The following is a 21,896-nucleotide window of genomic DNA, read 5'->3' as shown; positions in this document are numbered from 1 at the left end:
TGCGGGGATGCTATATGAAGATATTGATAGTAAGTGATACGCACAAGTCGCATAAGAATCTGGATAAGGTGCTGGAGATAGTAAAGCCCATAGATATGCTGATACATCTTGGAGATGTGGAGGGAGAAGACGACTACATCCAGGCGCTGGCAGACTGTCCTGCGCATATAATAAGAGGCAATAATGATTTCTTCTGCGACCTTCCGGGCGAGGAAGAATTCTTTATAGAAGGCTTCCATGTGTTTATCACGCATGGACATTACTACTATGTATCTATGAGCGAAGAACGCCTCAAGGAAGAGGCCAGGGGAAGAGGGGCGGATATTGTCATGTATGGCCATACCCATAAGCCCTCAATCACCAGGGAGGATGACTTGATCACCTTGAATCCGGGAAGCCTGTCCTATCCGCGCCAGGAAGGGCGCAGACCCAGCTACATGCTGATGGAGACTGACCAGAGCGGGCACGCGGAATTCACGGTAAACTATCTTTAGAAAAAGAAGGAAAAAAATGAAAAAAGTTGTTGACAAGCTGGGTGCGTTCATATATAATAACTCTTGTGTCACGGAGAACCAGGGGTTAAAGTGACTGGACAATATAGCATCGGGGTGTGGCTCAGCTTGGCTAGAGCGCCTGGTTTGGGACCAGGAGGTCGCAGGTTCAAATCCTGTCACCCCGATATTCATGCGGGTGTAGTTCAATGGTAGAACACTAGCCTTCCAAGCTAGATACGTGGGTTCGATTCCCATCACCCGCTTTCTTAAAGCCTTGAAAGTAGTTGTAACGGCGGCTTTAAGAGAGATAAGTTCTAAAGAGTTTGTCTTGTGAGTCTGTAGCTCAGCTGGATAGAGCAACGGCCTTCTAAGCCGTAGGTCGAGGGTTCGAATCCCCCCAGGCTCGTTAGAACCACAGAAAACTGAATAAAGCGATACTTAGTTGGACATAAATAGTTCGATAAGTAATATATATGGTGGGTATGGTGCAGTTGGTTAGCGCGCCAGATTGTGGTTCTGGATATCATGGGTTCGAGTCCCATTACCCACCTTTTTTCTTTTTTATTGGGCTATCGCCAAGCGGTAAGGCACAGGACTTTGACTCCTGCATTCGTTGGTTCGAATCCAACTAGCCCAGGTTAATTATGGGCGTGTAGCTCAGGTGGTAGAGCACTTGACTTTTAATCAAGTTGTCCGGGGTTCGAATCCCCGCACGCTCAGGAGAAGAGATATAGGAACGCAGATTCTGAAAGGGATGTGCGTTTTTTTTTTGCATGGTTATCTCATTTTGACCCATATTAGAAGAAATTGAAAAAAATGCTGTTTTCCTATTGCAAAAAATGTAAAAATATGTAATTATAATAACAGTTACTATTATTTAACATAAGAAAGGAGAATCTATGCACCATAAGTATACAGAGATCAGAATACCCATTGAGGCTGATAATCCGGCCATACAGAGGCATGAAGACCTGTGCATCAAGTGCGGCCAGTGCCGTCAGGTATGCGAGCGGGAAATTGGCGTAGGCAGGCTCTATGATCTGGTCAGCACGAAGGATACGGCAATCTGCATCCATTGCGGACAATGCGCCAATGTCTGTCCGGTGAATTCCATCACCGAGGTCTATGAATACGGAGAAGTAAAAGAAGCAATCAAAGATCCGGATAAGATCGTAATCTTCAGCACCTCTCCCTCTGTACGCGTAGGTCTTGGAGAAACTTTCGGCATGGCTCCGGGAAGTTTTGTGGAAGGGAAGATGGTAGCGGCCCTCAGAGCATTGGGAGCCGACTATGTTCTAGATACGAACTTTTCGGCGGATCTGACGATTATGGAAGAGGCATCGGAACTTGTAGAGCGGATTACGGAGAAAAAGAAGCCGCTGCCTCAGTTTACCAGCTGCTGTCCAGCATGGGTGAAGTTTGCGGAAACCTTTTATCCGGAACTTCTTCCCAACATTTCATCGGCAAAAAGCCCGATCGGCATGCAGGGACCGACTATCAAGACATATTTTGCAAAGAAAAACAACATTGATCCGAAGAAAATCGTCAATGTGGCAGTAACGCCCTGCACGGCGAAGAAGTTCGAGATCCGCCGCGGGGAGATGAATATTTCCGCTAAAGCAAACGGATCTGAGGGCATGCGGGACATGGATCACGTGATCACCACGAGGGAATTGGCCATGTGGCTTAAGGAAGAGGGAATAGACATCGGGGTTCTGGAAGATGAGGCTTACGATTCCTTGATGGGTCCGGCGTCCGGAGCAGGCGTCATATTCGGAAATACCGGCGGCGTCATGGAAGCAGCGGCCAGAACAGCCTATTACCTGGTGACGGGAGAGAATCCTCCGTCCGATTATCTGTGTCTTGAACCTGTGCGAGGAATGGAAGGCGTAAGAGAAGCCACGGTAGAGATGGGCGGGCTTCCCATCCGTCTGGCAGTGATTCATGGTACCGAGAATGCGAGAACTTTCATAGAGCAGATGAAAAAGGAAGACAAATCCTATGATTTCATAGAGGTTATGACCTGCAAGGGCGGATGCATCGGAGGGGGCGGACAGCCAAAGACGCAGGTGCCGATGACGGATGAAGTGCGTAAGGCAAGGATAGAGTCGCTCTATGCAAAGGATGCCAAGATGACGCTGCGCTATAGCCATGAGAATCCGGATATTAAGAGAGTATACAGCGAATTCTACGGAAAGCCATTGAGCCAGGCAGCAGAAGAGATGCTGCATACGTCCTATTATTCCAGGGCAGAAGACTTAGGACCGGAAGGAATGGTTTTAAAAGAATTTACAAAACCTGCCTGGGAGCAGGATAAAGAAAATAACGAAGCAAATCAAGAGAAAGAAGAAAAGGAGAACAAGACAATGACAAAATTCAGATGTACCGTATGCGGCTATATTCATGAAGGGGAGAACCCGCCGGCAGCCTGCCCGGTATGCAAGGTAGGACCGGAAAAATTCGAAAAACTGGAGGAGGCAGCAAAGGCTTCCGGAAGATACGCAGGAACAAAGACAGAGAAAAACTTAATGGAAGCATTTGCAGGAGAGTCCCAGGCAAGAAATAAATATTCCTTCTTTGCTGAGATCGCAAAACAGGAGGGCATGGAACAGACTGCTGCTATCTTTATGGAGACGGCAGAACAGGAAAGACAGCATGCCAAGATGTGGTTTGCGGAATGGCACGGGCTTGGAGACACAGCTGATAATCTTCAATCAGCCGCAGATGGGGAAAACGAAGAGTGGACCCAGATGTACGCCCGCATGGCCAAAGAAGCCAGAGAAGAGGGATTTGAAGACCTTGCAGTGAAATTTGAGAATGTGGCAAAAGTAGAAGCAGCCCACGAAAAGCGTTACTTAAAGATTCTGGATACTCTTAAGAATGAACTGACCTTCAAGGGAAATGCGCCTCTTGGCTGGAAATGTCGCCAGTGCGGATACATTCACGAAGGAGAGGAAGCGCCGGAAGTATGCCCGACATGCGGATATCCCAAAGCGTATTTCGAACGGAAAGTGGAGAACTACTAAAATATAGAGTGGAAGAGTAAGATAGAAAAATGCGGATGGTCCTATATCATCCGCATTTTATATTGAAAAGAAATATAATACGAAAAAAATTGACAAAACTGTCATAATATATTAAAATACAATCTGTTGACATGCGGATGTGGCGGAACTGGCAGACGCGCTAGACTTAGGATCTAGTACTTCGGTGTGCAGGTTCGATTCCTGTCATCCGCATCATGGACCGTAATCTTTCGTAAAATGGAGGGTTACGGTTTTTTTGTATACAATTATAAAGAACTATTATAGTAGTCTTACACTATAGATGATGCCGTAAATAAAATTTTTACTAAACTTGATGAGGCAATAGATGATTTTGAAAATGGCAGAGTATTATCAGAAGAAGTAGTATGGAAACAAATAAAGCGAAGGGCGATAACCGGGGCAGGGGCATGAAAATGTCCTGCCCCAGATTGTTGCGTCAAATGTGAAAAAAGATTATAATGTACCATATATGTTAATAATAGATAATTACAATTAGAAAAAAGGAGCGTATCTGACATGCTTGAAGTGAAGAATCTGACATTCAAGGTGAATGAAAATGGAATAGAAAGAAGTATCGTTAAAGACATCAGCTTCCAAGTTGGCGAGGGCGAGATGCTTGTTATTACCGGACCCAATGGCGGAGGCAAGTCTTCTCTTGCAAAGGTACTGATGGGGATTGAAGAAGCAGATGATGGCCAGATCTTGCTGGATGGGGAAGATATTACTTCTTACGACATCAACCACAGGGCCAATGCCGGGATCGGATTTGCATTCCAGCAGCCGCCAAGATTCAAGGGAATGACGGTAGACAGGCTGCTTTCTCTTGCAGCCGGCCGGGAACTGTCCGAGCCTGAATGCTGCAAAATGCTCAGCGGGGTAGGGCTGTGCGCAAAAGAGTATATTAAGAGGGAAGTTGACGCAACCTTGTCCGGAGGCGAGATGAAGCGCCTTGAGATTGCTACCGTCCTGGCAAAGCCACACAAATTATGTATATTTGATGAGCCGGAGGCGGGAATCGACCTTTGGAGTTTCACCATGCTGATCCAGCAGTTTGAGAAGATTCATAATAAGAAGGAACAGAGCCTGATCCTCATTTCCCATCAGGAGCGGATTATTCAGATGGCTGACCGGATCATGTTAATAGAAGACGGCAAGATCGGGGCGATCGGTCCAAAAGACGAGATCCTGCCCACATTGCTTGATAAGGGCGATAGTTTCGCCTGCATGGAGTTAGAATAGGAGAGGAGCATTTTAAAATGGCATTATTAGATAAGATTACGGAGAAGATATTGCAGCAGATAGACGGATCAGGATTCCAGCAGAAAGGCGCATACAACCTGCGCCACAACGGTGTTGCCCTGTGTCATGGGGACAGCGAGCATATTAAGATCAAAAAGAAGGAAGATAAGCCTGGAATCGATATTTACATTGATGGGAATACCAGAGGGGAGCAGGTGCACATTCCGGTAGTGGTAGATGCCTCTGGCATGAAGGATGAAGTCTATAATGATTTTTACATCGATGCTGGCGCGGACGTAACCATCATCGCAGGATGTGGCATCCACAACAGCGGCTGCAATGAGAGCAGGCATGACGGGATCCATTCCTTCCATGTCGGCAAGGGCGCAAATGTCCGGTACGAGGAGAAACACTATGGCGAGGGGGAAGGAACCGGCGCCAGGGTGCTGAATCCGGTCACTAAGATATATATGAAGGAGGACGCTGTATTTACGCTGGATACTGTCCAGATTAAGGGTGTGGATTCCACGGTCCGGGAGACAGAAGTAGAAATGGGGGCAAACTCCAAACTCTTCGTGATCGAGAAACTGATGACCCATGACAGTCAGAACGCAGAGTCCAATATGGAGATACAGATGAATGGGGACGGAAGTTCCGCCCAGATCATCTCCCGCTCAGTGGCAAAAGGACAGTCCAGGCAGGTATTCCATCCGAAGGCAGTAGGAAATGCCAAATGCCATGCCCATGTGCAGTGTGATTCCATTATTATGGACCATGCGGAAGTAGCATCCATACCGGAGATCAATGCGCGGCATCTGGATGCGGCAATCATCCATGAGGCGGCAATTGGCAGGATTAATGACGAACAGCTGGTAAAGCTGCGTACTCTCGGAATGACGGCAGAAGAGGCAGAAGGAATCATTATAGACAACTTCCTGAACTAGCGATCCGGGATACGAGGATAGAAGATGAAGATAAGAAAGAGACTAAAGGTAATGAACAAGGCGCTGCATATGGAATTGAGGGAGCATAAGAGTTCCTTTGTCGTATATGTAGTGCTGCGTATGCTGGTCATCCTGATGATGATACTCCAGATATTTAACCGGAATTATGAAAACGTGTTCCTATGCATTCTTACATTGATATTGCTAATCATGCCAAGCCTGGTACAGATCAACTTGAAGATAGAACTTCCCACTGCTCTGGAGATAACGATACTGATCTTCATATTTGCGGCGGAGATACTGGGAGAAATCCAGTCGTATTATATTAAGTTTGCTTTCTGGGATACGGCACTGCATACGATAAATGGATTCCTGATGGCGGCCATCGGGTTCGCGCTGGTTGACATTCTTAACCGCAGCAAGAAATTCTCTATCCAGCTCTCTCCGGTATTCGTGGCAATCGTTGCATTCTGCTTTTCCATGACCATTGGCGTAATATGGGAATTTTTTGAGTGCGCGATGGATCAGATATTTAATCTGGACATGCAGAAGGACACCATTGTACATAGCATCCATTCAGTCATGCTGGATCCTACTAACAGCAACATTGCGGTGGGAATTGGAAACATCAGGGATGTGACGGTGAACGGCGAAAGTCTGGGCCTGGGAGGTTATCTGGATATTGGCCTTCTGGATACCATGAAGGATCTCTTCGTAAATTTCATTGGCGCCGTGGTATTTTCCGTAATTGGATATTTTTATGTGAAGAATAGGGGAAAAGGGCGGTTTGCCAGAAGATTCATCCCCCGCCTGAAATCCAAAGACGCGGATTTCCTGGAACAGGCGGAGGAAGAAGACGCAAGGTCTGAGATTGTACAGTCTGGGAATGCTAAGCCAGAGAGTGCAGTCCTACCGGATGGCAAACTTGCGGATAAGGCAGCTGATGACCCCGGCGGCGCATAAGGCAAATAGGGTAGAACGAAGCGAACCATATACCAGCAGCGCGCCCGAAACGCCGGCAAGAGGCTGCGGCGAGGCCGGGATCAGTCCGTAGAATAAGGCAGACAGCAAGGAACCGGCATAAATGAACAGGAATGAGAACAGGCCTCTGCCTGTGTCCACGTAGCGGCCCTTGCGGCCGCTTTTCTTGCTTCCGGACAATACCCGGAAGAAGGTGATCAGTTCGAAGAGCAGCAGGAAAACGGCCACAACTGCATAAGCGGCCAGAGCATAATTCTTCTGTGCCACGGCGGTGGCAATGCTTCCAAACGCGCCGTAGTTCTTCCAGAAGTTGACAGCCAGTAGGCAGAAAATAATGGCAATGAGTATCAAGGTCGCGGCACGCAGAATTAGATTGGCGATCTTAAAGGCCGCCTTGCCTCCGGCTTTGGCAGTTTTGGACACCGGAGAAAGGAGGTTTGGCATCTTTCTCCTTTTCTTTTTCTTCTTTTTGCTTTCGGCGCTCTGGCCTTTCTTCGACCTCCGTCTGGAACCATCATCGTCATAGTCGTCATCATAATCATAGTCGTCATCATAATCATAGTCGTCATAATCATAGTCATCATCATAATCATTGTTGTGATCGCTAAAACGATCATTGCGATTATTTCCTTGGGGCTTCCGGCTATGATAAGAGGTTTCATATTCTTTATCCAGATCGGCCAGCTTCTGAAGCACGTCCTCATAATCATCATGGCTCTCTTCGGGCAGATCAGGGAGATCGCCTTCATAAATGACCTCGAAATCATCATCGAAAAAGTCTTTTTTATTTATACTCATGTTATCCCTCCTTGTGAAACGCTTTCTATTTTATTATGTTTATCAGAAAGACTCAAGGGATATCACAGAATGTTCAGGAAGACATAAGGTTTTCTTTAGAATTAAATGCTTTAGAATCAAATGCTGCCCTAGAAATTAAATTCATTCTCCCAGGAAAATTCCGCGGGTTTTTCCAGACTCTTTGGCCAATGGCCGCACCAGCCGGGGACTTCCGGTGTTTCCACCCTGTCAAGGCTAGGCGTGTATGGCTTAAGATCAAGGAGCGGGCTGCCTTATACGATAACAAAAAGAGGTGAAAGTTTCTATAAAAAAATAAGAAGAAACCTTGTAAACAGTTGGTTTCTTCCTACTTATAAATGATGCGGAGAAAGGGACTTGAACCCTCACAGTGTTGCCACCACTAGAACCTGAATCTAGCGCGTCTGCCATTCCGCCATCTCCGCTCGCAAAAAATATTCTAGCACAGAATAATATATTTTGCAAATACTTTTTCGCTTTTTTACAAAAAATTTTATTTTATTGCTTTTTACGAGTTTCCGGCGATGGCAGTATGGACTTACTGGCCATAGGCATGTCTATCGGACTTCAATTCCATTTACTTCCAGGTGATCGTCGATCGCGATTACCAGGCAGCGGCGTCCGTCGATCTCACGGGTCTCAACCAGATCAGAGCGTTCGGGGTTGACCTTGACGATGACATCCGGCGTCTCGATCTGGAAGGTCTTGGCGTTGGCAATATTGGAGGCCAGGAAGGTTTTCTTTTCGCCGACCACTTCTTCAAATTCCTGGTCAAAGGATTCCATCTTTTCCTGAGGCACGCCGCTTTTTTCAAGCAGCCGCTTTACATCCGGCTTGGAGAGTTCCAATGGTTCCGGCGCTTCTTTGGATTCTTCCAGCATCTCGAAGATATTGTCATGGATGTTGCGCACCACCTCGTAGCCGCAGTCCTCGCCCAGGGTGTCGCTTACGATGGCCTGGAAGGTGGCCTTCTGGTCATTGGCTGTCAAAGGGATGGTGCTTCCCAGTACGTTGGCGATCAGATCGGGCTGTATCTCTTCCGGCTTCTTGGTATAATACAGGATGTTATGTATATCGCTTGCCCGGTCGTTGAAAGCCGGGAAGAGAAATCCTTTTGCAGGGGCCTCAACGATCCAGTCGCGGATCCGGTCCTCGATATTGTTCGTCTCCGCGTTATAGGTCAGACCCGCCTTGGTAAGGTTTACCGGGCAGATGCTGCACATGATGTGATCATAGACTGTATCGGAGGCATCGAACATCTCCAGTCCGTCGGAGGATTTGCCCGGCACGTCGTATACAGCGTGAATCAGTATTATGTAATAGTTTTCGGCATAGTCATAGTTATCGATGACATTATCGTAGAACTGCTCCACAAGCAGGTCATCTTCCAGTTTGCTGTCCCGCAGTTTCAACAGAGTCTGCTGCGTGCCGCCTTCTAATTCCTGGTCAAGAGGGAATCCCATGTTGATCAGGTTCTTGCCCAAGGTCCCGGACAGGGTGTGCTTGAAGATATCGAAATACTTGAAAGCCTCTTCTTCCGGGAGGGATAAAAATGCTTTTTTCAGTTCCACTTTTTTCTCTTTTTCATAATCCACATAGCAGCCGCAGATCCTGGTGATCGCACAGTTCTCCGGTGTGAATTGCTTGCGGATTTCCAGTACTTCTTTCTTGTTCATTATCTACACTTCCTTTTTCAGACTGTAACCAATCTTAGCATATCTGAAGCAGATTTACAACGCAGAAATTGTCGTTGTAAACTACGTAAATCCCAAGTATAATAGAAGAAGATATATGTCAAAATAAGAAAAGAGAGGGAAAGCAAATGGGAAACATATTTGACATTCTGGGACCCGTGATGGTGGGCCCGTCCAGTTCCCACACGGCAGGAGCAGCGCGTATCGGCCTGATCGCAAGACAGTTATTCGGCAGGCAGCCTGAGAAGGCAACGATCTATCTGCACGGCTCCTTTGCGGCTACGGGGAAAGGCCATGGAACTGACAAAGCGCTGATCGCAGGCCTGCTGGGGATGATGCCGGACGACATGAGGATACCGGACAGTTTCGAAGTGGCGAAAGCGCAAGGCATGGAATTCGAGATTAAGAACAAGGACATTAAGGAGGCCCATCCGAACACGGCCCAGATCGTAATGGAAGCGGATGGCGTTCCGACGATGAAGATCCAGGCTTTTTCCATCGGGGGCGGAAGAATCAAGGTCTGCAAGTTGGATGGCATTGACGTGAATTTCAGTGGAGAAAGTTATACGCTGATCATCCGCAATGTGGACGAGCCCGGGCGGATCATGGAAGTAGCGGCGGCGCTGAGCAAGGCAGAGATTAATATTGCCACGATGCAGGTATTCCGCGATAAGCGGGGCGGATTTGCGGTCATGGTGGTAGAGACGGACCAGGTGGTTCCTCAGGAGGCGATTGACGCCTTGGAGAGCAAGGAAGGAATCATCAGAGTGAAGTTCCTGAATCCGAACGGAACAACCTAGAGTAGAAGTGGAGGAGTATTAGCGTATGTCATATCAATCAATGGAAGAGGCGCGTTTAAGATGCGATAAGGATAAGATTCCGTTCTGGAAAGCAGTGCAACTGGAAGATGCGGATGAAAGAGGCGTCACAGAGGAGGAATCCTGGACTCAGATGACGAATATGTGGCAGTCTATGCTTGAGAACCTGGACGCTTATGATCCGAATCTGGTGTCCAGAAGCGGTCTGGTGGGAAAAGAGGGCGGCCTGATGGATGCCTATCTTCAAAAGGGGGACACGCTGTGCGGAGACTTTATGGCCAAGGTGATGGCCAATGCCCTGAAGATGGGGTGCAACAATGCGTGCATGAAGAGAATCGTTGCAGCGCCAACAGCGGGAGCATGTGGAGTTCTTCCGGCAGTTCTTGTTACTTATTACCGGGAATATGATGTCCCGGATGAGAAGATGATCGAAGCCATGTATGTGGCAGCAGGCATCGGACAGATTATTGCGAACCGGGCATATCTGGCCGGAGCATCCGGCGGATGCCAGGCAGAGATCGGTTCTGGCTCCGGTATGGCGGCAGGAGCAATCTGCTATATCAGAGGCGGAGACACAGGCCGGATTGGAGATGCCTGCGCGATGGCGCTTAAGAATCTGATGGGTCTGGTATGCGATCCAGTAGGCGGTCTGGTAGAAGTGCCATGCGTCAAGAGAAATGTAGGCGGCGCGGTAAATGCTCTGGCAGCGGCAGATATGGCCCTTGCGGGAATTACAAGCAAGATTCCGGTGGACCAGGTCATTGACGCGATGAAGGAAGTCGGCGATAAGATGGATGTAAGCCTTCGCGAGACAGGCATCGGCGGGGTTGCAGGATCCCCTGCGGCTATGGAGGTCGTAGAACGCCTGGATATGTAAGACAGAAAAGCCCTAAGATCGCAGAGCCCTATATCGCGCCCCTTAAGCCCGTCATTTATCGATACCATCGTCAACATATTTCCGCCCAATGCGGTACAGCCGCTGGCGGACGCAACCATGCTCCAGATTAACGTGATCGCCCTGTTCTTTGGATTTGGCGTAATCATAGCAGGAGAGAAGGGAAAACTGGCAGGCTCTATCGTCGAAAGTTTGTCCGAGATATCGATCAAGGTCATGGGAATAATAATCAAATTCTACCCAATTGGCGTATTCGGATTGTGTGAATGCCATGGAACTTAAGAAGGAGCAGAAGGCAGGATAATCCTTGCCCGGAACCCGTCGCAGGCACTGTGGCCAAGTTCCACCTTTCCATGATGGGCATCCGTGATCTGGCGGACGATCAGGAGCCCCAGTCCGTGGCTCTGCCCGCAGGATAGAGAAGCGTATGAAGCATGGTACAGACGATCCAGTTCATTGCTGGTGATGCCTGTACCATTGTCTTCTATAGAAATGGCATATCCGGCATCCGAAGCTCCGCCATCGGCATATTCAACCCGTACGCAGATCTGGCAGCCTCCTGGGTTGTGATTCCTGCTATTAAGAAGCAGATTGGCTATGGCCCGGTAGATTAAGTCCTTGTCGGCCATAATGCAGCAGCCGGCCAGGGAGTCATCCGCATTCCATTCAACCGGATACCGGTTATCAATATCCAGGTTGATGAAGTCTGCCACGGCTTTTCGTACCATAGGAATGAGCGGGATCTTCTTAAGGTTCAGTGGCTGCATATTATATTCCAGCCTGGAGGACAGGTTCAGATCGCTGATCAAGTCTTTCATGCGAAGACTCTGGCGGCAGATAACGTCCGCCTTCTTGCGGGCATCTTCAGGGAGGGAAGGATCCTCTGCAAGCGTCTCGGCATAGCCCATTACCATAGAAAGAGGAGTACGTATATCATGAGAAACGCCGGCAATCCAATTTGCCCGGGCGTTTTCTTTTTTCTGAAGCTGATAGTGCTGGGAACGAATCAATTCGCAAGCCCGGTTGATAGACGCGCTTACCTCTGACAGCAGGCCGGTTTCCTTAAGGTGAATGTCATTCTCGCTTTCAGGCAGTGCCTGTATTCCCGTGAGAATCGGCTTCAGCGACTTCAATAACCGGATGTTCACCCCCCAGTAGATGAAGAAGATGATCGCCAGATTACAAAGGAGGAAGGTCAGAAATATCTGGGGCGAGTGCGCGATCATATCATAACTGAAGGTATTATACATATGCTTCCAGTAACTTTTCTTAGGAAATCCAAGCACCAGCAGATCCTCTCCATATCCACAGGTGGAAGTCGGATAGTCCTGGATATATCCGCGAGTCAGAAGAGAGATGGCCGCCGCGGAATAATGGCGGGGGATTTCGCCGGGGAGATTGTCGCTGTTCCATACTACATCCCCGCTGGCGTCGTCAATGAGGACTGCCCAGGCCGCGGACTTTAAAAGAGTGTCGGCGCCAGCCTCCGATAAGGAAAAACCGCTGCCGGATGGAGTAAGGGATGCAGCCACCTCTTCGGCAGAAGTCCAGGGGCTTCCGCTGGATGCAAACTTTTGCCCCACTGTGGCAAGTAAGATGAGATTAAAGCCAAGAAGCAAGAACAGGCTGAGCATAAGGATCAGCAGAAAATGCTTGATGAGTTTTGGCGTGCTTTTCATGATCTATTCCTCCAGAATCAGTTTATATCCCAATCCTTTTATGGTCACCAGGGAAACCGGATGGGAAGGGTCTGCCTCGATCTTCTCCCGGATACGCCGGATATGAGCCATTAAAGAGTTCTCATAGCCGTAGGGATTATCCCCCCAGGCGGCTTCGCAGAGCGTATCAATGGTCACTATTTTTCCGGCGTTGCGGTAGAGGGAACTTAAGATTTCATATTCTTTGGCAGTCAGAGGCAGGACGTCGCCAGCCTTTCGGACTTCCGCCCGGTCAAAATCTATCTCGCTTTCGGCAAGAATTACCAGTGGCGCGTCATTTTTATAACTTCTTCTTAGTATAGCCATTATGCGGAAGGTAAGCTCTTTGGGGAGGAAGGGCTTTACCATGTAATCATCGGCCCCGCGTCCGAATCCCGTCCATTTATCCTCATCCTCGCCTCTTGCGGTCAAGAACAGAACCGGGAAGTCAGAGATCCTTTTTAATTCCCGCAGCAAGTCAAATCCATTTCCATCAGGAAGCATTACGTCGAGAACCGCAAGTTCCGGCTTGAAATTCTTACATGCATCGATGGCTTCGGAGGCAGTCGATGCGGTCTTTATATTCGTATAGCCTTCATTTTCCAGAATGGAAGTCACCATATTCAGAAGTTCCGGCTCGTCATCGACGAGAAGGATTTTTTTTCGTTTGAGATAGTCAAAAGCCATAATTACCGCTCCTTCTTTATTTGATAAATTGATTATAGCATAGCAGACAGGCTTCGTTGCCGTGTCCGGGAAAATGTAAGGTAAATGTAAGGCAGCAGGAAGGATGATGTAAGGAGGGCCTTATATAATAAACGCATACGGTGATAAGAATCAATGGGATAGGAGGAGATAAAAAAATGAACATGATAGAAACCATGCATCTTTCAAAGGAATATTCAGATTTTGCCGCAGTATCCGATATTAATCTGCACATAAGGAAGGGGACAGTATATGGGTTCCTGGGGCCAAACGGCGCAGGAAAATCCACCACGATGAAGATGTTCCTGGGACTGACCCGCCCGTCTTCCGGTTCCTTTACCATAGATGGGATGAGCCATCCGGGAGACCGGATGAAAATATTAAGGGAGGTAGGCTCATTTATCGAAGCGCCTGCCTTCTACGGAAACCTGACCGGGGAAGAAAATCTAGATATTATAAGGAAGATATTGGGACTTCCCAAGTCTTCCGTAGCCGACGCGCTGGAACTGACAGGACTTACCCCTTACAGGAAAAGACTTGCTAAGAAGTATTCTCTCGGAATGAAGCAGAGGCTGGGGCTGGCTGGCGCACTGATTGGAAGGCCGCCGATACTGATTCTGGATGAGCCTACCAATGGCCTGGATCCTGTAGGCATCCATGAGATACGGACGCTGATACGATCCCTGCCGCATAAGATTGGCTGCACGGTCCTGGTGTCCTCCCATCTGTTGCCGGAAGTGGAATTGATGGCAGATGACATCGGAATTCTGAATCACGGAAGGCTGCTGTTTGAAGGCTCTCTGGAAGATCTGAGGAAAGAGGCTGCAGGCATGGGCTATCCTTCGGATAATCTGGAAGAGACATTTCTTGCGATGGTGGAAGAAGATAACAGAAGGAGGAAAATGGGACGATGATAGGATTGGAAATCAAGAAGATAAGGAGGACAGGGCTTATCCCCGCGCTGCTGGCAGGGGGCGTATTCTCAGCCGCGTTTCCGGTGATCAATCTGGCCGTGCGAACCGAGATGTTTACCGGGCGTCCCGGTAATCCGGCAGCGATCGTGATGGATGCCAACTGGCTTACGATGGCTATGGCGAATCTGTGCGTGATCATTATCGGCGCCTGTATTCTGTACCATATCGAGCACGTCAACAATGGAATCCAGAAGATGGATGCTCTACCTGTTAATCCGGCCGTCCTCTTTTTTGATAAAGGAATCCTGCTGGCCCTCATACTGGCAGTGGTATTTGCCATAGAGACGGCTGCGCTGTATTTCTGTACTTGGAAATGGCTTGACGGCGGGAAGCAGATCCTTGTCTCTCTGTGTAAGACGATGGGATACACCTATGCCTATTCGCTGCCGTCGCTGGTACTGATGCTGCTGATCGCCTGCCTGCTGAAGAATATGTGGGTGTCCTTTGGAATCGGCATGATCGGAATGTTTGCAGCCCAGTTATTCGTCCAGGAAAAAAGCATGGCTTATTTTCCGTTCCTTTTGCCCTACTCCTCGACAAAGAGCAGGGAAATGCTGATCGCGGCAGTGATAGAGACCATAGCATTACTGGCGGCAGGAAGCGCGGCCGCTTATCTAAGGAGGAGAACATCATGAACCTGATCCGATTAATGAAAATAGAAATAAGGAAATTAAAGAGATCGAAGATTGGCCTGATTCTGCTGATCCCGGTTCTTCTGGTGTGGATCTCGGGCATTATGAATGCAGATATGAACTTTGAGATGCAGGCAGAAGGAATCAGCCCTGAGAATAACTTTTTCATCCAGTCATTTCTGGGATATGTCTGGTTTATGCTGCCGTCAAGCCTTGTGGTAATTACGGTGCTTATGACGCAGACGGAGCGGGGCAATAACGGAATCCTTAAGATGCTGTCCCTGCCAGTGTCAGGCGCTGCGCTTTGCTTATCCAAGTTCTGCACGATTCTTCTGGTAATGGGGATGGAGGTCGCATTTATCACAGCCGGATATTTTCCGGCGGCATGGATCGCATCCCGGAAATGGGAGTATGACTTTCTGATAGAACCAGGATATGTCTTGCAGATCGCGGCCCTTTTATTCCTGATATCTATACCAATGGCAGCCATCTACTGGATGCTGGCGATTCTATTCCATAACACAGTGGCAGCTGTGGGCGTGGGCCTTGCAACCGTAGTGCCGATTGTGCTTGCCATCAATACGAAGGCCTGGTTTGCATATCCCATGTGCTATCCCATGATGCTGATCACGTCCAAGATGCATGAACTTGCCACAAATATGGGAACCTTCTCCATTCGGCTGATTCCGTGGATACCCACAGCCATCGCCGCTACGCTGGCTGCCCTGACACTGTCGTGCACGCTCTTTGGAAGAGCAGAAAGAAGATAAGGAGAGTGATTGTAATGAAAAAGATAACACCTGCATCAGTAGTTGCGCTTTTACTGGCCTTTGTGCCTTGGACGATCCTGCTGGTCCGTACGCATGAATGGGCCTTAAAGTCCCCGGCGGCAGAGATTACCATAGGCATATACAGCGTGGAGATCATTCTGGCATTCCTGTACTGCCTGATTCTCTATACGAAGAAAAACCATAAGGATGCAATGACAAGCATCGGACTGGTCGTGAATGGACTCTATGCAGCGGGCGTGCTGGGAATAGTAGGGATAAGCATTCCCGGATGGCTGGAAAGGATCTAGAGTACTGGAAAACATTATGAATGATTGTAATAAATAATCTTGATATTAAAAAAGGCATATAGATATAATTTATTATGAATAACTGATTATAAGATTACATCAATAATAAATAAAGATGAAAAGGGAATTATTTTGTCAATATACAGAAAATATAATGTGAACAAATGTAAAAAAGATCAATTTGTCACGTTAAATTAATAATGAAATAAATTGACAGTAATAATTGCGCCTCCTATAATACACGTACCGCAGGGGACTTTCTAAATAAAAAGTTAGAAACAATCTTGTGGTACAAATTTAAGACAATTACAAAAGGAGGAGAAGATGAAAAAAAGATTATTAGGTGCATTATTATGTGTTTCCATGATAGCGGCCATGCTTGCGGGCTGCGGCAGCAAAGAAAAGTCAGCGGACACAAAGTCAAAGACATCTGATGCGAATGAATTGGTCATGGGCGTGTCATCCTCAGTGACAAATCTGAACAAGCATCTGGAGACGATGAAAGAGGGCTGGCTTATGCTTGGCGCAGTCTATGATGAACTCTATATGAAAACGGATTCAGAGATCAGATATTATCTTGCAGACAGCGTGGATGTATCTGAAGATGGCCTGACAGTTACCTTAAAGTTAAAAGATAATTTGAAATGGCATGACGGAGAAGCAATTACGGCAGACGATGTAATATTCTCTATGGATGTAAATGCAGATCCTGACAATGGAGCTGGATATGCGAATACCGTATTTATTGGCGAAGAGAAAGTATCTTATGAAAAAGTGGATGACCTGACGGTTAAGATTACGCTTCCGGAAGTATCTGCGTCTTATGTGACGATACTTGGCACCTTGCCGCTTCTTCCGGCCCATGTTTTTGACAACGATACGGATATTAAGGCAAACTCAGAAGCAAATCTGAAGGGAATCGGCTCAGGCCCCTATAAGGTCAAAGAATTTAAGGACGGAGAATATCTGGAATTAGAAAGATTCGATGACTATTATGGACAGAAGCCATCTATAGACAAGGTAATCTATAAAGTGATCCCTGATTCAAGCGCCCAGGAAGTAGCGCTGCAAAAGGGAGAGATCAACTTCATGGAAGTGGCGAGCCAGACATCGGCAGACAAGTATGAAGGGGACGAAGCCATTACCGTACACGCATTCCCGGAGGGCCGCGTGAACTATCTTGCATGCAATAAGTTCAGCGGGACATTCTCAGATCCAAAGGTGAAAGAGGCTATTTACGCAGCGCTGGACAAAGAAGAGATTGTAAGCGGTGCATATGGAACTGATATGGGCGTAGCAGCCAACACGATATTCAGCAATGCGACCCAGTATTATGATGATAGCATTAAAGGATATGAACAGGATCTGGAAAAAGCCAAAAAATTGGTAAAAGAAACAGGACTGGATGGCAAGACATTAAAACTGGTATATAACCAGGACAGGCTCTACATGAAAGAAACCGCGCTGATTGTCCAGCAGCAGTTAAAGAATGTGGGAATCAATCTGGAAGTGGAAGGCATAGAGTCCAATGGATTCTTTGACCGCGTGTTCTCAGATGCCTCCGATTACGATATGTACTTTAATGGCTATGGAGCTTTTGGAGATCCGGATGAAGTGATAGCAGGCATGTTCGATGGAACCTGGGGAATCAACCTGGAGGTCAGCGATGAGCAATTAGATCTTTGGAAACAGGGTCGCGCCGCAGTAGACGATTCTAAAAGAGCAGAGATATATAAGAAGTTACAGGAAAAAGCAATGGAAGATATGTCTATCTACCCGATCGCATATCCAAACTATGTATTTGCAACAGCAAGCAAACTGAAAGGCGCTGATGAGTTACAGACGAATCCCGTATTTGAAGATTATACAAAACTGAGTCTTGAATAGGCATAGGTAGATTGAGAAAGGGAAGAGATTTCTGCTGTAATGGCAGGAATCTCTTTTTGGTAGAGGAGGAACGGATGAAGAATTTTCTATTAAAGCGTATATTGCAGATGATATTTGTATTTATACTGGTATCTATGTTCGCGTTCGCAATTATTTATTTTGCACCGGGAGATCCGCTATATATGTATACTTCCCCGGGAAAATCAAGTTTCAAAATGTCTGAGGAGCAGCTGGATGCCCTTCGTGAAGATCTGGGGCTGACCGGCAATGTGGTTCATCAGTATACCAGCTGGGCCAAGAAGACGCTGACAGGAGACTGGGGAATATCCTTAAATAATTTCCTCCCCGTGCGCCCGCAGATTATGGAGCGGCTGCCAGGAACGGTGGGGCTTATGGCGGCATCGCTTATGCTATCCGTCGTACTTGCGATTCCCATGGGACTTGCGGCAGGCACGCATAAGAACAAATGGATCGATAATATTATCAGCGGCTTCAGTTATATCGGAATTTCGATTCCATCATTCTGGTTCGCGCTTCTGATGATTATCGTATTTTCCCTGCATCTGGATCTGCTTCCCAGTTCCGGCATGCGCACGACGGGAGTGAATTCGGTGGCGGACGTCATATGGCATGGCATTATGCCGACGATCGTCCTGGCCGTAAATAATATGGCGGTATTTGTGCGTTATATGCGGTCGAATACGATTAATCAGCTGGAAGAGGAATATGTATTGACAGCAGCCTCAAAAGGAGCCACGCCAAACTATATATTGAAGAATCATGTACTGAAAAATTGCCTGCTTCCGATTATTACTATTGTAGGCATGAACTTTGGGACTCTGGTAACCGGATCCTTTATCGTGGAATCCGTATTTGGCTGGCCAGGACTTGGGACTTTATGCATGACGGCTATTAACAACAGGGATTACCCTATGATAATGGGGATCATCATGCTTTCCTGCACGATATTGCTGATTGGAAACTTCCTGGCCGATATTCTCTATGGGCTGGCGGATCCAAGGATCAAGCAGGGAAAGGAGGCGCAGCATGGATAAGAGCATAATCACGAACAGGCCCCTGCGGCTGTCTAAGGAGGATTTCCTTGCTGTTGAAAAGAAAGGGAAAGAAACGGAGACTTCCTATAATAGAAGCACGTTATATAACCTGCGATACGTGCTGAAGGAAAATAAGCTTGCGATGACATGCATGATCATGATCCTGCTGGTGATCGCCGCGTCCCTGCTGGCGCCGCTATCTCCTTATGATCCGGACGCGCTGGATATTCAGAATGCGCTACAAGGCCCTGGAAACGGTCATATTCTGGGGACGGATGATCTTGGAAGAGATACATTTACCAGAGCCTTGTACGGAGGCAGGATATCCCTGGCGATCGGCTTTGCGGCAATGCTTGTATCGGTTGTGTTCGGGACGCTTTTGGGCACAGTAAGCGGATACATGGGAGGAAAGGTGGACAGCATCCTGATGCGTATTGTAGATATCTTCCTTTCGATCCCGAATCTGCTATTTATTATTGTAATCTACGCATTTGTACAGCCCAGCCTGGTCACGCTGGTTCTGATGCTTGCCTTCTTTTCGTGGACAAGCGTGGCGAGAGTGGTCCGAGCGGAAACCCTAAGCCTAAAGGAGAGGGACTTTGTCATAGCGGCGAAATGTCTGGGCGTAAGCGATTTTAAGATTATTGTCAGGCATATCATACCAAATATGTCCTCTCAGATAATTGTGTCAGCGAGCATCAGCATAGCCAGGTCGATTCTGGATGAATCCGCATTAAGTTTTCTGGGATATGGGGTCCAGCTGCCGATGGCATCCTGGGGCAGCATGCTTCAAAGCGCCCAGAAGTATATCCTGCATAATCCTTTGCTTGCAGTCGTGCCAGGGCTTCTGATCTTGGTGACGGTGCTATGCTTTAACATATTAGGCGATATGCTCCAGCATGCCTTAGACCCTAAATTAACGAAATAGAGGTGGGAATCATGGGTGAATTATTAAAGGTTGAGGACTTGAGAGTATCCTATCACAGTTATGCCGGAGAAGTGCAGTCTGTCAGGGGCGTTTCATTTGCAGTAGATGAAGGAGAGACGCTGGCAATCGTAGGCGAGTCCGGCTGCGGCAAATCCGTAACGGCAAGAAGCATTATGGGGCTGATACAGACACCGCCGGGGGAAGTCAAGGAAGGCAGCCATATCTGGTATAAAGGAAAGGATATTTTAAAATATGAGGAAAAGGAATGGCGGGCGTATCGGGGGGCAGAGTGCTCGATTATATTCCAGGATGCGCTTACGTCTCTGAATCCGACTATAAAGGTAGGAAGGCAGGTGGCAGAAAATCTTCTGCTGCACCAGAAGATGGATAAAGGCCAGGCCTGGGCGGAGGCAGAGAGAATGCTTGGACTGGTAGGAATCCCAAATCCCGGAAAGCGGATGCACCAATATCCCCATGAGTTCTCCGGCGGAATGCGCCAGAGAGTCATGATCGCCATCGCGCTTGCCTGCAGCCCGCAGATCGTTATCGCGGATGAGCCGACGACTGCCTTGGATGTAACGATACAGGCGGACATTATAGAATTACTGAAAAAACTGCAGAATGAACTGAACATGGCGATCATTCTGATTACGCATGACTTGGGAATCGTTGCAAATATGGCGAAGAAGATTGTCGTAATGTATGCGGGGAAGATCATGGAAGAAGGTTCAGATTCGGATATTTTTTATCACCCGAAGCATCCATATACGAAAGCGCTTCTCAAAGCGGTTCCGAGGCTGGATATGGGGGAACAGGAACTGTCCGCTATAGATGGAATGCCGCCGGATATCATCAATCCTCCGCAAGGCTGCCCGTTTTATGACCGCTGCAGCCTTGCCATGTGCATCTGCGAAAGAGAAGAACCGCCGTCATTTGATTTTGGACAGGGGCACAAGGCAAAATGCTGGCTCTATCATCCGATGGCTGGTTATACTGAGGAATAGGAAGAAGGTGGCTGTGTGAAGCAGACGGAAGAATATTTGTTAGAAGTAAGACATTTAAAGAAGTATTTTAAGATGGGAAAGAATCAGACGCTGAAAGCGGTCGATGATGTATCTTTCTATATTAAAAAGGGAGAAACGCTGGGAATCGTAGGGGAATCCGGATGCGGAAAAACGACATGCGGGAGAACCTGCATAGGAATCAATGATGCGACCCAGGGAGAAGTGCTGTATAAAGGACAGAATGTGCATCAGCTGAAAGGCGCGGATAAGAAAGCGTTTACTAAAGAAGTGCAGATGGTGTTTCAAGATCCGTATTCTTCCCTGGATCCCCGGATGAAGGTCGGAGATATTATCGCGGAAGGAATGTATGCCCATGGGATGGCAGAGAATTCCGAACAATGCCAAGAAAAGGTGAAGGAATTGCTGCGGATCGTGGGGCTTCAGAAAGAACACATCAATCGCTATGTGCACGAATTCTCAGGGGGCCAGCGACAAAGGATCGGGATTGCCAGGGCGCTTGCGGTTGAGCCGGAATTTCTGGTGTGCGATGAGCCGATTTCCGCGCTTGATGTGTCGATTCAGGCACAGATTGTAAACTTGTTAATGAAACTGCAAAAAGACAGGGGTCTTACCTATCTGTTTATTGCCCACGATCTTTCAATGGTCAGGCATATTTCTGATAGAGTGGCGGTTATGTATCTGGGGATCATAGTTGAGATAACAGCGTCGGATACGTTGTATGAGAATCCCAAACATCCGTATACACAGGCGCTTCTTTCAGCAATCCCTATACCAGATCCAGAAATTGAGGCGAAAAAGCAGCGCATCCGCCTGGAGGGCGAACTCCCAAGTCCCATTAATCCGGGACAGGAATGCCGCTTCTGCGCTAGATGCCGGCATGTACAGGACAAATGCAGGAAAGAAGCGCCAAGGTTACGGGAAGTAGAAGAAGGCCATTATGTGGCATGCTACTTGTATGACGAGTTGGAAGGCTAGCGGTTAGTTTTT

General features: G+C 47.7%; 21 protein-coding genes, 8 tRNA genes and 1 pseudogene. 24 read left to right on the top strand and 6 right to left on the bottom strand.

The features are described 5' to 3' along the window. Positions 1-14 precede the first annotated feature (14 nt). The 12 genes from HDCHBGLK_RS03175 to HDCHBGLK_RS03120 all read left to right on the top strand — a co-directional run bounded on the left by HDCHBGLK_RS03175 (position 15) and on the right by HDCHBGLK_RS03120 (position 6,687). On the top strand, positions 15-494 hold the full coding sequence (locus HDCHBGLK_RS03175; protein WP_004607407.1) for a metallophosphoesterase family protein: 480 nt from the start codon (positions 15-17) through the stop codon (positions 492-494). A gap of 110 nt (positions 495-604) precedes the next feature. Next, positions 605-679, top strand: a tRNA-Pro gene (locus HDCHBGLK_RS03170). 7 nt (positions 680-686) lie between these two features. After that, positions 687-757 (top strand) — tRNA-Gly (locus tag HDCHBGLK_RS03165). Between the two features lie 69 nt (positions 758-826). Beyond that, positions 827-900: transfer RNA gene (locus HDCHBGLK_RS03160), tRNA-Arg, on the top strand. Between the two features lie 70 nt (positions 901-970). Further along, positions 971-1,044, top strand: a tRNA-His gene (locus HDCHBGLK_RS03155). Between the two features lie 15 nt (positions 1,045-1,059). Further along, positions 1,060-1,131 (top strand) — tRNA-Gln (locus HDCHBGLK_RS03150). Positions 1,132-1,140: 9 nt separating this feature from the next. Continuing rightward, positions 1,141-1,213, top strand: a tRNA-Lys gene (locus HDCHBGLK_RS03145). A 180-nt stretch (positions 1,214-1,393) separates the two neighbouring features. Next, entirely contained in the window at positions 1,394-3,520 is a 2,127-nt protein-coding gene (gene rbr, locus HDCHBGLK_RS03140; RefSeq protein WP_004607406.1) for a rubrerythrin, read from the top strand. 133 nt (positions 3,521-3,653) lie between these two features. Beyond that, positions 3,654-3,733: transfer RNA gene (locus HDCHBGLK_RS03135), tRNA-Leu, on the top strand. A 324-nt stretch (positions 3,734-4,057) separates the two neighbouring features. Continuing rightward, entirely contained in the window at positions 4,058-4,780 is a 723-nt protein-coding gene (locus HDCHBGLK_RS03130) for an ABC transporter ATP-binding protein (protein ID WP_004607404.1), read from the top strand. A 17-nt stretch (positions 4,781-4,797) separates the two neighbouring features. Next, a complete protein-coding gene (locus tag HDCHBGLK_RS03125; protein ID WP_004607403.1) occupies positions 4,798-5,724 on the top strand; it encodes a SufB/SufD family protein in 927 nt (308 codons plus the stop codon). 24 nt (positions 5,725-5,748) lie between these two features. Further along, positions 5,749-6,687: a hypothetical protein gene (locus tag HDCHBGLK_RS03120; RefSeq protein WP_004607402.1), complete on the top strand. Its 939-nt coding sequence runs from the start codon at positions 5,749-5,751 to the stop codon at positions 6,685-6,687. On the opposite strand, the gene HDCHBGLK_RS03115 is transcribed toward HDCHBGLK_RS03120, so the two are convergent. From HDCHBGLK_RS03115 to HDCHBGLK_RS03100, 4 genes and pseudogenes are all read right to left on the bottom strand, one after another. Further along, positions 6,634-7,503 carry a hypothetical protein gene (locus tag HDCHBGLK_RS03115; RefSeq protein ID WP_004607401.1) on the bottom strand — a complete coding sequence of 290 codons (870 nt, stop codon included), beginning with the start codon at positions 7,501-7,503 and terminating at the stop codon, positions 6,634-6,636. The genes HDCHBGLK_RS03120 and HDCHBGLK_RS03115 overlap by 54 nt on opposite strands. A gap of 128 nt (positions 7,504-7,631) precedes the next feature. Beyond that, positions 7,632-7,775 (bottom strand): annotated as a pseudogene (locus HDCHBGLK_RS19915) (tRNA (N6-threonylcarbamoyladenosine(37)-N6)-methyltransferase TrmO); the annotation flags it as partial. An 88-nt stretch (positions 7,776-7,863) separates the two neighbouring features. Then, a tRNA-Leu gene (locus HDCHBGLK_RS03105) sits at positions 7,864-7,946 on the bottom strand. A gap of 132 nt (positions 7,947-8,078) precedes the next feature. After that, positions 8,079-9,197: a DUF4317 domain-containing protein gene (locus tag HDCHBGLK_RS03100; RefSeq protein WP_004607397.1), complete on the bottom strand. Its 1,119-nt coding sequence runs from the start codon at positions 9,195-9,197 to the stop codon at positions 8,079-8,081. A 146-nt stretch (positions 9,198-9,343) separates the two neighbouring features. On the opposite strand from HDCHBGLK_RS03100, the gene sdaAB reads away from it, so the two are divergent. The 3 genes from sdaAB to HDCHBGLK_RS03085 are packed head-to-tail and all read left to right on the top strand — an operon-like array spanning position 9,344 to position 11,210. After that, complete coding sequence (sdaAB, locus tag HDCHBGLK_RS03095) at positions 9,344-10,015, top strand: L-serine ammonia-lyase, iron-sulfur-dependent subunit beta (protein ID WP_004607396.1); 672 nt, start codon at positions 9,344-9,346, stop codon at positions 10,013-10,015. A gap of 25 nt (positions 10,016-10,040) precedes the next feature. Beyond that, complete coding sequence (gene sdaAA / locus HDCHBGLK_RS03090) at positions 10,041-10,910, top strand: L-serine ammonia-lyase, iron-sulfur-dependent, subunit alpha (protein ID WP_039909763.1); 870 nt, start codon at positions 10,041-10,043, stop codon at positions 10,908-10,910. A 30-nt stretch (positions 10,911-10,940) separates the two neighbouring features. After that, positions 10,941-11,210, top strand: a complete 270-nt coding sequence (locus HDCHBGLK_RS03085; protein WP_082210544.1) for a cation:dicarboxylate symporter family transporter — start codon at positions 10,941-10,943, stop codon at positions 11,208-11,210. Here the strand turns inward: HDCHBGLK_RS03085 and HDCHBGLK_RS03080 are convergent. Together HDCHBGLK_RS03080 and HDCHBGLK_RS03075 are read right to left on the bottom strand one after the other, a co-directional pair. Further along, positions 11,207-12,607, bottom strand: a complete 1,401-nt coding sequence (locus HDCHBGLK_RS03080) for a sensor histidine kinase (RefSeq protein ID WP_004607393.1) — start codon at positions 12,605-12,607, stop codon at positions 11,207-11,209. The genes HDCHBGLK_RS03085 and HDCHBGLK_RS03080 overlap by 4 nt on opposite strands. Positions 12,608-12,610: 3 nt before the next feature. Then, positions 12,611-13,312: a response regulator transcription factor gene (locus HDCHBGLK_RS03075; RefSeq protein WP_004607392.1), complete on the bottom strand. Its 702-nt coding sequence runs from the start codon at positions 13,310-13,312 to the stop codon at positions 12,611-12,613. A 176-nt stretch (positions 13,313-13,488) separates the two neighbouring features. Between HDCHBGLK_RS03075 and HDCHBGLK_RS03070 the strand changes: the two genes are divergently transcribed. From HDCHBGLK_RS03070 to HDCHBGLK_RS03030, 9 genes are all read left to right on the top strand, one after another. Then, positions 13,489-14,244: an ABC transporter ATP-binding protein gene (locus HDCHBGLK_RS03070; RefSeq protein ID WP_009248223.1), complete on the top strand. Its 756-nt coding sequence runs from the start codon at positions 13,489-13,491 to the stop codon at positions 14,242-14,244. After that, complete coding sequence (locus tag HDCHBGLK_RS03065) at positions 14,241-14,939, top strand: ABC transporter permease (RefSeq protein WP_004607389.1); 699 nt, start codon at positions 14,241-14,243, stop codon at positions 14,937-14,939. Before HDCHBGLK_RS03070 ends, HDCHBGLK_RS03065 begins: the two co-directional genes overlap by 4 nt. Next, on the top strand, positions 14,936-15,706 hold the full coding sequence (locus HDCHBGLK_RS03060) for an ABC transporter permease (protein WP_004607388.1): 771 nt from the start codon (positions 14,936-14,938) through the stop codon (positions 15,704-15,706). The genes HDCHBGLK_RS03065 and HDCHBGLK_RS03060 overlap by 4 nt, the downstream gene beginning before the upstream one ends. A 14-nt stretch (positions 15,707-15,720) precedes the next feature. After that, positions 15,721-16,014 carry a hypothetical protein gene (locus HDCHBGLK_RS03055; protein WP_004607387.1) on the top strand — a complete coding sequence of 98 codons (294 nt, stop codon included), beginning with the start codon at positions 15,721-15,723 and terminating at the stop codon, positions 16,012-16,014. A gap of 324 nt (positions 16,015-16,338) precedes the next feature. Beyond that, a complete protein-coding gene (locus HDCHBGLK_RS03050) occupies positions 16,339-17,901 on the top strand; it encodes an ABC transporter substrate-binding protein (protein WP_039909761.1) in 1,563 nt (520 codons plus the stop codon). A gap of 74 nt (positions 17,902-17,975) precedes the next feature. Then, positions 17,976-18,956: an ABC transporter permease gene (locus HDCHBGLK_RS03045; RefSeq protein WP_004607385.1), complete on the top strand. Its 981-nt coding sequence runs from the start codon at positions 17,976-17,978 to the stop codon at positions 18,954-18,956. Next, the gene (locus HDCHBGLK_RS03040) at positions 18,949-19,884 is read left to right on the top strand and encodes an ABC transporter permease (protein ID WP_004607384.1); all 936 of its coding nucleotides are present in this window, start codon (positions 18,949-18,951) and stop codon (positions 19,882-19,884) included. The genes HDCHBGLK_RS03045 and HDCHBGLK_RS03040 overlap by 8 nt, the downstream gene beginning before the upstream one ends. A gap of 11 nt (positions 19,885-19,895) precedes the next feature. Beyond that, positions 19,896-20,888: an ABC transporter ATP-binding protein gene (locus tag HDCHBGLK_RS03035; RefSeq protein WP_004607383.1), complete on the top strand. Its 993-nt coding sequence runs from the start codon at positions 19,896-19,898 to the stop codon at positions 20,886-20,888. 15 nt (positions 20,889-20,903) lie between these two features. Next, positions 20,904-21,884, top strand: coding sequence for an ABC transporter ATP-binding protein (locus HDCHBGLK_RS03030; protein ID WP_004607382.1), 981 nt, complete (start codon positions 20,904-20,906; stop codon positions 21,882-21,884). Positions 21,885-21,896: the final 12 nt, after the last annotated feature.

This window comes from [Clostridium] scindens ATCC 35704 (genome assembly GCF_004295125.1).
GTDB lineage: Bacteria > Bacillota > Clostridia > Lachnospirales > Lachnospiraceae > Clostridium_AP > Clostridium_AP scindens.
Note: the sequence above shows the minus strand (reverse complement) of the source record. Positions and strands in the feature narration are given on the sequence as shown.